We start from the raw sequence: 11,106 nt of genomic DNA on the forward strand, positions 1-11,106 counted from the left end.
GTCAATGCCTCATCGGGGCGGGTTCGCCGGCGAGCTGCCGGGGTGCCGTCATCAGGTAGGGGCGCACGCTCTTGACCAGCATCGCCATCTCGTAGCCGAGCACCGCCGCGTCCGCGTCGCGCCCGGCGAGCACCGCCAGACAGGTGCCCGAGCCCGCCGTGGAGACGAACAGGAGGGTGGAGTCGAGTTCCACGACGACCTGGCGCACGTCCCCGCCGTCGCCGAACCGGATGCCGGCGCTGCGCCCCAGTGAGTAGAGCCCGGACGCGAGGGCCGCCATGTGGTCGGCGCTGTCCGGGTCGAGGCCATGGACCGACTTCACGAGTCCGTCGGAGGAGAGCAGGACCGCGCTGTGGGTGTGCGGCACGCGCTGCACGAGTCCGCTCATCAGCCAGTCGAGGTCGGATACCTGCCCGGTCGGCGCATCGCTGGCCATGGTGGATCGACTCCTAGGGGTACGAGGGTCTGCCTCGGCAGACGCGGGGCTTGCGGGGTGGTGCGGTTCAGCCACCCTGGTCGCCTCCGTCACGGGAGGCGCCCAGGTCGGGTCCGGGCGCCGGGTCACGCGGCTCCTGTGCGGCGGCGAGTCCGATGCCGCGCTGGAAGGCGGCCATCAGGCCCGGGTCGTGACCGATGTGGTGTTCGCTCTCCGGGCGGGGCGAAGGACCGTCCCGCAGTTGGGGCGCGAGGTGTTCCTGGGCGCGTCGCTTGGGCAGCAGGGGTTTTGCCACCCGGCCGTGCGCGGCGCCGTTGAGGGGGGTCGGCACGTTCCCTGCGTGCTCGGCCGCGGCCTGCCTGTCCTGAGGCCGGATCCCCGGCACGGCCTCGGCCGGGGTCGGCCTGCCCTCCCTGCTCCGCACGGGCAGCGGGACGGGAGCGGAGCCGTTCACCGCGGGAGCGGAACCGTCCACCGAGGGAGCGGAGCCGTTCACCGCGGGAGCGTGCGGCGCGCCCTGCGGCGCGTCCCGCTGCGGCTGCCGCGCCACGGGGACCGGTGCCGCCTGGGGAGCCGCCGCGGGCTGCTGTGCCGCTTCCCGTACGCCGACGGGGGCCATCGGCGGTGCGGCCCGCGGCGCCTGCTGCGGGCGCCCCGCGGCGGCGGGCTCGTCCTGCGGTTCGGTGCCCAACAGGTCCTGCGGCAGGATCAGTACGGCCTGCACGCCTCCGTAGATGTTGGTCTGGAGGCGGACCGCGATGCCGTGCCTGCGGGCGAGCGCGGAGACCACGTAGAGGCCGATCCTCCCGTCCTGGAGGAGGCTCGCGACGTTGACCTGGTCGGGGTCGGTGAGCAGGTGGTTCATCTTGTTCTGCTCGGTCAGGGGCATGCCGAGCCCCCGGTCCTCGACCTCGACGGCGAGCCCGGCCGTCACCAGGTTGGCGCGCAGCAGGACCTGGGTGTGCGGGGCGGAGAAGACCGTGGCGTTCTCGACGAGTTCGGCGAGGAGGTGGATGACGTCGGCGACGGCGTGACCGCGCAGCGTGCCGGCGATCGGCGGCACCAGCTTGACCCGTGAGTACTGCTCGACCTCGGCGATGGCCGAGCGGAGCACCTCGGTCATGGGGACGGGATTGCTCCACTGGCGGCGCGAGATGGCGCCGCCGAGCACGGCGAGGTTCTCGGCGTGCCTGCGGATGCGGGTGGCCAGATGGTCGACGTGGAAGAGGCCCTTGAGGAGCTCCGGGTCCTCGACCTCGTTCTCCAGGTCGTCGAGGATGGAGATCTCTCGGTGCACGAGGGACTGCAGCCGCCGGGCCAGATTGACGAAGACCTCGACCTTCTGTTCGCTGCCCGCGTGGCTGGAGAGCTGCGAGGCCTGCACGACGGCGGTGACGGCGACGTCCTGGGCCCGGTTCAGCTCATCGGCGAGCAGCCCGAACTCGTCGCCGTCCGGCGCGGATCTGGCCGGCGCCCTGGGCGCGGGCGGACCGTCGCCGCGGCGCAGCTTCTCGACGACTTCGCGCAGCTCGGCCTGTCCGCGCGCGGTGGTGCGTCGCAGGGTGCCGACGCGGTCGCGTACGGAGGTGGCGGTGCGGTCGGCGGCGACGGCGGCGATCACGACGCTGGCCAGGCTGATGGCCCCGGCGGCGGCGAGGATGACAAGGAGCGCGGGGTCGAGCGGGCCGGGGGCCGAGCGGACGATGAAAAGGACGGCGGCACCGGCGCAGAGCACCACCGCGACGGCGGGCAGCACGGCGATGCGCAGGAGCTGGGGCCGTATCCGGGCCTCGGGCAACGGCGCGGCCCGGCTCCCGGGCCTGCCGTGCCGCCCGCCCTCACGGCGGTCTGCGCGGGCGGCCGGTGCACGAAGGTGAGACATCAGCGTCCTCGGTCAGGGTGCGGGCTCCGACGGGCGCGCGACGCGTGGCTTCGCGGCATCGCCGTACCGGTCGGGAGGGCACAGATGTGATCGCCACCTTGATCCCTGCGTCGACCGGCAGACACTCACGGTAGTCACCAACGCTTGAAGTGCGGGGGGCAGTTGCCAAAGTCCGGCACCCATCGTCCCGCTCTGGTATGACACGTCGCACGGTCGTCCGAATACGCCTTCGGACACCAGTTCAGGTCATCGTCGAATTCCGTTGAGAGTCCGGTGTCCGTTGGGCGAGAGTCTGTGGCATGGAATTCTTCTGTTACCACCGCGACCGGCCCGGCTCCCTCACGTTGCGCGAAGAACTCGTCGAGGACCACTGGTCCTACATGGACCGGTACGCGCGGGAACTGATCGCGCGCGGCCCGACGTTCGCCGCCGACGGCGAGACGCCCACCGGCAGCGTGCACATCGTCGATCTGCCGGACCCCGCCGCCGCCCGCGCGTTCGCCTTCGACGAGCCCAACTATCAGGCGGGCGCGTACCGGGACGTACTGCTGCGCCGGTGGCGCAACCGGCTCGGACGCACCATGTGGGACTTCCCCGGCGGCGACACGGGTGGCGACCGGTATCTGGTCATCGGCCTCGGCTCGGGACAGCCGGCCGACCTCGACGTGCCGCACGGCCGGGGCGAACTGATCGCTTACGGGCCGCTCCTGTCCGACGACGGCACCCTCTGGCTGGGCACGGCAGCACTGGTCCGGGCCCCGGACCCGGAGGCGGCACGCGCCGTCCTGACCCCGGCCCGGTACGCCGGCATCGAGGTCCACGACTGGGAGTTCGGCGGACGCCGGTGAGCCGACAGGACGCCCGGCGCTTCCGGCGTGACCGAAATTCTCAATATGACACCAGGCCCACCGGGAAATTGCGCAGAGAGGACAACTGCGAATCCGTATCAGTGAAATACCGGAAGAAGCCTGAAGGCGATCTCTGATGTGCTGCAATATCCGTCATCACAACAGGTGATGGATGACGTGGACGTGCGGCGATGTCGGAGGACGTGGTTCTCCGCCCGGGTGCGGACGCGTCAGGTGAAGCGAGGCATCAGCGATGTCAGTGGAAAAGCTGCGGGGCGCCGGAAGCCAGCCGGGATTCTTCCGGGAGCTGGTCGAATCCTCACAGGACGCGATCCTCATGAAGACCCTCGACGGGGAGATCACCTTCTGGAACGCGGCAGCGCGACGGCTGTACGGATACGCACCCGAAGAGGCCGTCGGCAGCCACGTCGCCATGCTCGTACCCCAGGAGCTCAAGGACGAGGAAGCCTGCCTGCTCGAACAGATCGCCCGCGGCGAACGGGTCGACCACTACGAGACCCGCCGGACGGCCAGCTGCGGCCGCGTCCTGGACGTCGACGTGACCCTGTGGCCGATCCGCGCGCGCGACGGGTCCATCACCGCCGTCTGCTCGCTCATGCGCGACATCACGGACCGCAAGGCGGCCGAGGCGGAGCTCACCGAGCTGCACGCGCAGCAGCGGCAGATCGCCCTCGCCCTCAATCTGATGGGCAACGCCCGGCAGATTCCCGGTGCGCAGGCGGCCAGCCGCTATCTGCCGTCGACCCAGGGGCAGGGGGTCGGCGGGGACTGGTTCGACCTGATCGACCTGGGGGCCGGGCGGGTCGGGGTCTTCGTCGGGGACGTGATGGGGCGCGGTCTCGACGCGGCCGTGGTCATGGGGCAGTTGCGCTCGGCGGCCCGCGCCCTGGCCCTGGCCGGGCTCCCGCCGTGCGAGGTGATGCAGACGCTCGACGCCTTCACCCGTGACCTGCCCGAGCCGTTCGTCACCTGCGTCTATCTGGAGGCCGACCCGGCCCAGGGCGAGATGACCGTGTGTTCGGCCGGTCACCTGCCGGTTCTCCTGATCGAACCGGACGCGAACGTCCGCGAGCTGCCGGTACCGACCGGCATTCCCCTCGGGGTGGGCGGTGTGCCGCACCAGCAGGTCCGCCTTCCGCTGCGGGCCGGGACGGTCCTGACCCTCTACACCGACGGTCTGGTGGAGACGTCGAGCAGCGACATCGACCTCCGCCTGAAGCTGGTGACCAGCATGCTGGAGGACGCCGTCGCCAGCGCCGGCGGCCTGGAGAGCGCCGCCGACCGCGTCCTGCACACGCTGCTTCCGGACACGAACACGTACGCCGACGACGTGACCCTGCTGCTCGTCAGTTTCCCCACGGCTCCGCTGGCCACCGCGGACACGGGGCTGGAGTGCGAGGCGGTCTCGATCCCGGCCGGACGACGGTTCCTGGGGGCGAAGCTCCAGGAATGGGGACTCACGGCACAGGCCGACACGGCACTCCTGCTGGCCTCGGAACTCCTGACCAACGCGTTCCGCCACGCGCGGGGGCCACTCAATCTGCGGGTGTGGCACAGCGTCCGCGAACTGGGCGTGGAGATCACCGACCACAGCACGCCGCGGCCCCGGGCCCGGCTCGCCGAGAGCACCGAGGAGGACGGCCGCGGCCTGTACCTGGTCGAAGCCCTCGCCGACGCCTGGGGCACCCGCCCCACCACCAGCGGCAAGACCGTCTGGTTCACCATGCTCGTCGCACCGGCCGACAAGGGGGCCGACCGACCGGCCCTGGCGCCCGCGCCCGGCTGACCGGGCTCCCGGGGCCGGGGCCGGGGCCGGGGCCGGGGCCGGGCCGGGGCCGGGCCGGGAGGTACGGTCAGCCGACGCGCGCCGCCTCGGGCTCTCCGGTGCCCTCCGTACGCTCGGTGCGGTCGACGGGCTCGGCTCGCTCCGTGCCCGCGGCGATGTCCTCCGCGGGGGTCCACCCGCCCTCCGGCTCGATCGCGACACCGCGCCACCACGGCTGTGCCGGAACGGAGTCCGACGCGGGCTCGAACGGCTCCCCCGGGACGGGCAGCGCGACCCGCGCCCCCACCCGGCCCGCCGCGGCGAGTGTGCCCTCGCCCGGTGCGGACCACGGGTGCGGCGCGAGGTTGAACGTGCCCCAGTGGATCGGCAGCATGACACCGTCGGGCCGCCCGCCCTGGAGATCCAGGTGCGCGCGCACCCCCTCATCGGGCGTCATGTGGATGTCGGGCCAGAACTCGCTGTAAGCCCCGATCTGGATCATGGTGACGTCGAAAGGTCCGTGCTCCGCGCCGATGTCCTTGAAGCCGCTGAAGTAGCCGGTGTCCCCGCTGTGGTAGATGCGGTGCTCGGATCCCGTGACGACCCAGGACGCCCAGAGCGTGTGCTGCTGGTTGCGCAGGCCGCGTCCGCAGAAGTGGCGCGCCGGCGTCGCCGTCAGGGTCAGGCCCCCCACCTTCGTGGCCTCGTTCCAGTCGAGCTCGCGCAGCCGGTCGGCGGGGACTCCCCAGCGCTCCAGATGGGCTCCGACACCCAGCGGGACCGCGAACACCGTGTCGGTGCCTGCCAGGGCCCGGATGGTGGGCATGTCCAGGTGGTCGTAGTGATCGTGCGAGATCACCACGACGTCCACCGGGCCGAGTGCCGCGAGCGGCACCGGCACGGGGTGCAGCCGCTTGGGTCCGACCCAGGAGAACGGAGAGCACCGCTCACCCCAGACCGGGTCGAAGAGCACCCGCTTCCCGTCGATCTCGGCGAGCACGCTGGAGTGCCCCATCCAGGTGATCCGCAAGCCGCCGGCCGGCGGCTTGGCGAGGTCGGCGAGGGTCGTGGCATGCACGGGGACGGTGCCCGATGGGCCGCGCCGGATCCGCTCCTCCTTACGGAAGTAGATCTTCGCGAATTCGAGCGAGGAACCGGTGGGCCGGGTCCGCGCCCCCTCGGGGTTCTGGAAGGTCCCGTCGGCGAAATTCGGCGATCTGTGGATCCTCGCGAGCCTCTCACCGGCCGGATCCGCGCCGAAGGGGGCGGTCCTGAGCGAGCGGAGCCCGGAGCTCAGCGAACGGGACACAGCGCCTCCTGAAATGGGTAGGTCAGATCTCCATTATGTGCACCGCCCCGGACAACGGCCGTCCGGAGGGGCCCGCACCGGCCACGTACGCGGGGCCCCGCTTCCGGTGCGTGGTGTACTCCTACTGATTCCCGATTCAGTAGGAGTACGCTCCATGCCCCCACTTCCCACGCCTCTCCTGTCTCTCACCTGGACCGACCACATCACTGGCCACAAGGGTTTCCTGGTCATCGACCGCCTCGTACGGGGTGTCTGCAGCGGCGGTCTGCGGATGCGCCCCGGCTGCACCCTGGACGAGGTCGCGGGGCTCGCCCGTGGGATGACCATGAAGGAGGCCCTCCACTACGACCCGAGCGCCCGCTACATACCGCTCGGCGGCGCCAAGGGCGGCATCGACTGCGATCCGCGCGCGCCACAGGCGTACGACGTCCTGGTGCGTTACCTGAGGGCGGTGCGGCCGTACATCGAGAGCTCCTGGACCACGGGCGAGGACCTGGGCCTGACCCAGGACCTGGTCGACCAGGCGGCGGCGGAAGCAGGCTTGATCTCTTCCATTCAGGCCGTCTATCCGCTCCTGGACGACGAGGGGGCGGCCCGCGCGCGCCTGGCGGACGCCTTCTCCGTGGAGGTCGAGGGGATCGGCCTCGGCGAGCTGGTCGGCGGGCATGGGGTCGCCGAGGCGGTTCTCGCGGCGCTCGACCGGGACGGCCACGCGCACGCGGGCGCGCGCGTGGCCGTGCAGGGCTTTGGCACCATGGGCGGCGCGACCGCCCGTTTCCTCACGCGCGCGGGGCTGACCACGGTGGCCGTCGCCGACGTCAAGGGCACGATCGCCAACCCGGCCGGGCTCGACGTGGAGGCGCTGCTCGCCGCCCGTGACACCCACGGCACGGTGGACCGCTCGGCGCTGCGGCCCGGCGACCGTGAGCTGCCGGGCGAGGCCTGGCTCTCCACGGAGGCCGAGGTCCTGGTCCCCGCAGCGGTGTCGTACACGATCGACGAGTTCAACCAGGCGCGGATAACGGCCCGTTGGGTGGCCGAGGCGGCCAACATGCCGGTCCTGCCGGAGGCGGAGCGGCTCCTCACGGAGCGCGGTGTCACCGTCCTGCCGGACGTCGTGGTCAACTCCGGTACCAACGCCTGGTGGTGGTGGACGCTGTTCGGTGACATCGGGGCCGACGCGGACGAGGCCTTCGCGCACACGCGCCGCTCGATGCGGGCCTTGGTCGATGTGGTCCTGTGCCGCGCGGAGGCGGACGGCACGACGCCGCGCGCGGCCGCCCACGCGCTGGTCGCCGACCGGCTGCCGGTGATCGGGGAGCGATTCGGCTGGTGGGCGAACCCATGAGGGGGCACAGCCGGACATGGACACGTGTGGGCCAGCGGCGGATAGGCTGCCCGGCGTGGCGAGAGTGCGGTTGAGCGTGACGGAACGGCGTGCGGAGCTGCTTGCCGCCACCGTCGAACAGATCCAGGTGCGCGGCGTGGCGGCCGTGCGCATCGCGGACGTGGCCGCGGCGCTCGGGGTGAGCAACGCGCTGGTCCTGTACCACTTCGCCACGAAGGAGAAGCTGGTGGCGGCGGCTTTCGCGCACGCCGCCGAGGCCGACCTCGTCCACCTGCGCGCCCTCCTCAGCCGCCGCACCACGGCCCTGCGCCGGCTGCGCGCCGCCGTCCGGTGGTACGCCCCCACCGGTCAGGCCAAGGGCTGGCGCCTCTGGATCGAAGGCTGGTCCGCGGCACTGCGCGAGCCCGCGCTGCGTACGGTGACGCGGGAACTGGACCAGCAGTGGAAAGCGGCCCTCGCGGAGGTCATCGGGGAGGGTGTCGCGGCAGGCGAGTTCACCTGCCCCGACCCCCGGAGTGCGGCCCTTCGCCTCACGGCCCTGCTCGACGGCCTCGCGGTCCAGGCGACGGCGTACGAGGGCACGCTCCCCCGCGCCCGCATGCTGGCGTGGGTGGACGAGGCCCTCACACGAGAGCTCGGCCTGCTCCCCGCCGCCACTCCGGCGAGCTGACGGCCCCCGCCCGGGGCCCCGCCCGAGGCCCCTCAGGGTGCCGACTCGATGTGCATCCTGACGGTGTACGGGTCCACGCTGCCCTTGGCCTCCACGTGGTCGCCCGACGACTCTCCCCGCAGCCGGCGCCCGAACCACGGCACCAGGTACTCGCGCGCCCAGTTGATGTCGTCGCGCCGCACTTCCAGCGTCCCGCGCGGCGGCTCCGGGGGCCACGGCTGGTCCGGGTCTGCGGGGACCTGGAGACCAAGGACCTGGGCCGCGCGGAGCGCCACCCGGGTGTGGCCCTCGGCCGAGAGGTGCAGGCGGTCGCCGTCCCAGGCGCGACGGTCCTGGATGGTCTTGAGGGACCACAGGTCGAGGACGGGGCAGTCGTAGCGGTCGGCGATCGCGCGGACATGGCCGTTGTACGTGGCGATCTTGCCGCGCAGGTGCTTGAGGACCGGCACCCCGCGGGTGTCGAATCCCGTGGTCACCATGACCGTGCCGACCGCCGACGTGAGGTCGGCGACCGCCCGCTCGAACCGCTCGGCGACCTCGTCCGGGTCGGTGCCGGGACGGATGATGTCGTTGCCTCCCGCGGTGAACGTCAGGAAGTCGGGGCCCATCTTCTTGGCCAGGGGTATCTGGTCCGCGACGACCTGGTCCAGCAGCTTGCCGCGCACGGCGAGGTTGGCGTACCGGAAGGTGTGCTCCGGCATCCGGTCGTCGAGCAGGACGGCCAGGCGGTCGGCCCAGCCGACGAACGTTCCGTCAGGGCCGGGGTCCCCCACGCCTTCGGTGAAGCTGTCGCCGACCGCTGCGTAGGAGGTGAATGTGTCTGGGATGAAGGATGTCGACTCTGCTCTCACGTCGTCATATCTTTCACCTTGCTAAGTGACCTACGCCACCGTAGGGAGGGGTTGACGGGGGGTGAGATAAGCCACCGGTCAAGTTTCGTTCAAGCCCGGAATACACAGCGGGCCCTGCGACAGCGGTCGAAGCCGAGCGGCATCACCGGTGCGCCAACGCCGCGGCACCAGCGGTGGACCAGCAGTGGACCAGCAGTGGACCAACAGTGATTGCCTCAGGAACCCATGTCGTATGGTCGAAATCCGCAACCCCCACCGGCGAGCCGCGCCGGCGGCCGGATGGGAGGAGCCCCCCGTGACGCAGCAAGTCCCGCCGTCAGAGCTGTCGGAGCCCGAGCTGACCGGAGTCCGCAACTTCCGTGATGTGGGCGGACTTCCGACCACGGACGGCCGCCGGGTCCGCCACGGCAGGCTCTTCCGCAGCGGTCACCTCGCGCACGCCACGGCGGCCGACGCCGCGTTCCTCGCCACCCTGAACCTGCACACGGTCTACGACTTCCGCAACGCGGCCGACCAGCGGCTCGAAGGCCCGGACGTCGAGCTGCCCGGCGTACGCAACGTGAACCTGCCGCTGACCGACCCGGCCCACGGCGCCGAATTCTGGACGATGGTCCGCGACGGGGACATAGACCAGCTGCGCGCGGCCCTCTCCGACGGACAGGCCGCGGGGCGCATGTCCGAGACGTACCGCGAGATCATCAAGGACCGCACCGCCGAGCACAGCCGCATCCTGAACGAGATGGCCGCCGACAGCGTCCCCGCCCTGATGCACTGCGCCGCGGGCAAGGACCGGGCGGGCCTCTCCATCGCCGTCACCCTCCTCGCCGTCGGCGTCGAGCGGGACGCCATCGAGGCGGACTACCTGGAGTCGAACGCCACCCACCGCCGCTACAAGGTGCGCCGCGGCGACAACTCCCCGAGTGCCATGTCCCCCGAGGTCATGCGGCTCCTCAGCCCGCTCTTCGAAGCCCGCGCCGAGTACCTGGCCGCCGCCTTCGAGACGATCGAGCAGACCTGGGGCGACACTCAGACCTATCTCGCCGACGGCCTCGGGCTGACGCCTCAGACGCGCGAGCGGCTCCGCGAGCACCTTCTGGACTGATCCTCTCCACCACCGCCCGCCCCTACTGGTTCTGCGCGCCCAGCGTGAACAGCAGGTAGACGAAGGCAGCGAAGAGGTGGCCGACGGCCACGTAGACGATCAGCCGGACCCAGAGCCCGCGGGGGAACTTCTCCTCCATGGACATCTTCTTCTTGGCGGGCACGGCCGCGCGGTCCGTCCGGTCGGGCTGCTGCGCTTCAGGTTCCGTCATCGCGGGTCTCCCGTGGTGGGGCTGTGCGAGGTCCCGCCGAGGCACAGCGCGGTGGCGGGACTCTGCAGCAGGGTGTGGACGAAGAGAAGGTCGGCGCCGAGGTGGTCGGCGGCGGCGATCCGGTGCGGGGTCAGCGAGTCGAAGTGCGCGCTGTCGCCGGGTTCGAGCGTGTACGTGGTGTCGCCGAGCCGCAGTCGCAGGCGCCCCGTCAGGACGTACAGCCACTCCTCTCCGGGGTGGACGCGCACGATGTCGCCCTGCGCCCCGTGCGGCACGTGCACCCGCAGCGCCTGCATGCCCCGGCCTTGCGCGCCCGCCTGCCAGTAGGTCCAGCCACCCGCCCGTGTCGGCTCCATGTCCACGGCGCGGACGATCGCGTCCCGGTCGGCGGGCAGCTCGCCGAGCAGCTCCGACACCGTCGTACCGTAGGTGCGGGCGAGTGCGAGCAGCAGGGGCAGGGACGGCTGGCGCCGCCCGGTCTCCAGTCGGGAGAGGTGGGCGGGCGAGAGTCCGGCGGCGCGGGCCGCGGCCTCCAGCGTCAGCGCGGCACGGCGCCGCAGCTCACGCAGTTGCGGGGCGACGGCCGGCAGGGCCTCCGCGTCCTGTGGGTCGACCGGTTGGGGCTCGGCGGTGCTCATACCCTGATTGAGCCAGCATCTTGCC

At 71.8% G+C, this 11,106-nt stretch carries 11 protein-coding genes; 5 read left to right on the forward strand and 6 right to left on the reverse strand.

All coding sequences use genetic code 11. The features are described 5' to 3' along the window. Position 1 precedes the first annotated feature (1 nt). Both ACFVXC_RS01550 and ACFVXC_RS01555 read right to left on the reverse strand, forming a co-directional pair. Entirely contained in the window at positions 2 to 436 is a 435-nt protein-coding gene (locus tag ACFVXC_RS01550) for a roadblock/LC7 domain-containing protein (RefSeq protein ID WP_365855210.1), read from the reverse strand. 67 nt (positions 437 to 503) lie between these two features. Continuing rightward, positions 504 to 2,318 carry an ATP-binding protein gene (locus tag ACFVXC_RS01555; protein ID WP_389900420.1) on the reverse strand — a complete coding sequence of 605 codons (1,815 nt, stop codon included), beginning with the start codon at positions 2,316 to 2,318 and terminating at the stop codon, positions 504 to 506. 299 nt (positions 2,319 to 2,617) lie between these two features. Here ACFVXC_RS01555 and ACFVXC_RS01560 point away from each other — a divergent pair, with 299 nt between their 5' ends. After that, positions 2,618 to 3,166 carry a YciI family protein gene (locus ACFVXC_RS01560; protein ID WP_389900422.1) on the forward strand — a complete coding sequence of 183 codons (549 nt, stop codon included), beginning with the start codon at positions 2,618 to 2,620 and terminating at the stop codon, positions 3,164 to 3,166. 253 nt (positions 3,167 to 3,419) lie between these two features. Beyond that, the gene (locus ACFVXC_RS01565; RefSeq protein ID WP_389900424.1) at positions 3,420 to 4,973 is read left to right on the forward strand and encodes a SpoIIE family protein phosphatase; all 1,554 of its coding nucleotides are present in this window, start codon (positions 3,420 to 3,422) and stop codon (positions 4,971 to 4,973) included. Positions 4,974 to 5,040: 67 nt separating this feature from the next. Here the strand turns inward: ACFVXC_RS01565 and ACFVXC_RS01570 are convergent, their stop codons facing one another. Beyond that, on the reverse strand, positions 5,041 to 6,261 hold the full coding sequence (locus tag ACFVXC_RS01570; protein ID WP_389900426.1) for an MBL fold metallo-hydrolase: 1,221 nt from the start codon (positions 6,259 to 6,261) through the stop codon (positions 5,041 to 5,043). Between the two features lie 154 nt (positions 6,262 to 6,415). Here ACFVXC_RS01570 and ACFVXC_RS01575 point away from each other — a divergent pair, with 154 nt between their 5' ends. Together ACFVXC_RS01575 and ACFVXC_RS01580 are read left to right on the forward strand one after the other, a co-directional pair. Then, entirely contained in the window at positions 6,416 to 7,609 is a 1,194-nt protein-coding gene (locus ACFVXC_RS01575; protein ID WP_389900428.1) for a Glu/Leu/Phe/Val dehydrogenase dimerization domain-containing protein, read from the forward strand. A gap of 55 nt (positions 7,610 to 7,664) precedes the next feature. Further along, positions 7,665 to 8,279 carry a TetR family transcriptional regulator C-terminal domain-containing protein gene (locus tag ACFVXC_RS01580; protein ID WP_389900429.1) on the forward strand — a complete coding sequence of 205 codons (615 nt, stop codon included), beginning with the start codon at positions 7,665 to 7,667 and terminating at the stop codon, positions 8,277 to 8,279. A gap of 32 nt (positions 8,280 to 8,311) precedes the next feature. Here ACFVXC_RS01580 and ACFVXC_RS01585 read toward each other — a convergent pair whose 3' ends face one another. Then, the gene (locus tag ACFVXC_RS01585; RefSeq protein WP_389900431.1) at positions 8,312 to 9,130 is read right to left on the reverse strand and encodes an SGNH/GDSL hydrolase family protein; all 819 of its coding nucleotides are present in this window, start codon (positions 9,128 to 9,130) and stop codon (positions 8,312 to 8,314) included. 295 nt (positions 9,131 to 9,425) lie between these two features. Here ACFVXC_RS01585 and ACFVXC_RS01590 point away from each other — a divergent pair, with 295 nt between their 5' ends. After that, complete coding sequence (locus ACFVXC_RS01590) at positions 9,426 to 10,232, forward strand: tyrosine-protein phosphatase (protein WP_389900433.1); 807 nt, start codon at positions 9,426 to 9,428, stop codon at positions 10,230 to 10,232. 22 nt (positions 10,233 to 10,254) lie between these two features. Here ACFVXC_RS01590 and ACFVXC_RS01595 read toward each other — a convergent pair whose 3' ends face one another. Both ACFVXC_RS01595 and ACFVXC_RS01600 read right to left on the reverse strand, forming a co-directional pair. Beyond that, positions 10,255 to 10,371 carry a DUF6126 family protein gene (locus tag ACFVXC_RS01595; RefSeq protein ID WP_389901519.1) on the reverse strand — a complete coding sequence of 39 codons (117 nt, stop codon included), beginning with the start codon at positions 10,369 to 10,371 and terminating at the stop codon, positions 10,255 to 10,257. A gap of 68 nt (positions 10,372 to 10,439) precedes the next feature. After that, entirely contained in the window at positions 10,440 to 11,081 is a 642-nt protein-coding gene (locus tag ACFVXC_RS01600) for a helix-turn-helix domain-containing protein (protein ID WP_389900434.1), read from the reverse strand. Positions 11,082 to 11,106 lie beyond the last annotated feature (25 nt).

Source organism: Streptomyces sp. NPDC058257 (assembly GCF_042881845.1).
Classification (GTDB): Bacteria; Actinomycetota; Actinomycetes; order Streptomycetales; family Streptomycetaceae; genus Streptomyces.

Coding starts and splice junctions, on each gene's coding strand:
- ACFVXC_RS01595 (WP_389901519.1), bottom strand. CDS start 10,371: ATGGAGGAGAAGTTCCCCCGCGGGCTCTGGGTCCGGCTGATCGTCTAC.
- ACFVXC_RS01600 (WP_389900434.1), bottom strand. CDS start 11,081: ATGAGCACCGCCGAGCCCCAACCGGTCGACCCACAGGACGCGGAGGCC.
- ACFVXC_RS01550 (WP_365855210.1), bottom strand. CDS start 436: ATGGCCAGCGATGCGCCGACCGGGCAGGTATCCGACCTCGACTGGCTG.
- ACFVXC_RS01575 (WP_389900428.1), top strand. CDS start 6,416: ATGCCCCCACTTCCCACGCCTCTCCTGTCTCTCACCTGGACCGACCAC.
- ACFVXC_RS01565 (WP_389900424.1), top strand. CDS start 3,420: ATGTCAGTGGAAAAGCTGCGGGGCGCCGGAAGCCAGCCGGGATTCTTC.
- ACFVXC_RS01560 (WP_389900422.1), top strand. CDS start 2,618: ATGGAATTCTTCTGTTACCACCGCGACCGGCCCGGCTCCCTCACGTTG.
- ACFVXC_RS01555 (WP_389900420.1), bottom strand. CDS start 2,318: ATGTCTCACCTTCGTGCACCGGCCGCCCGCGCAGACCGCCGTGAGGGC.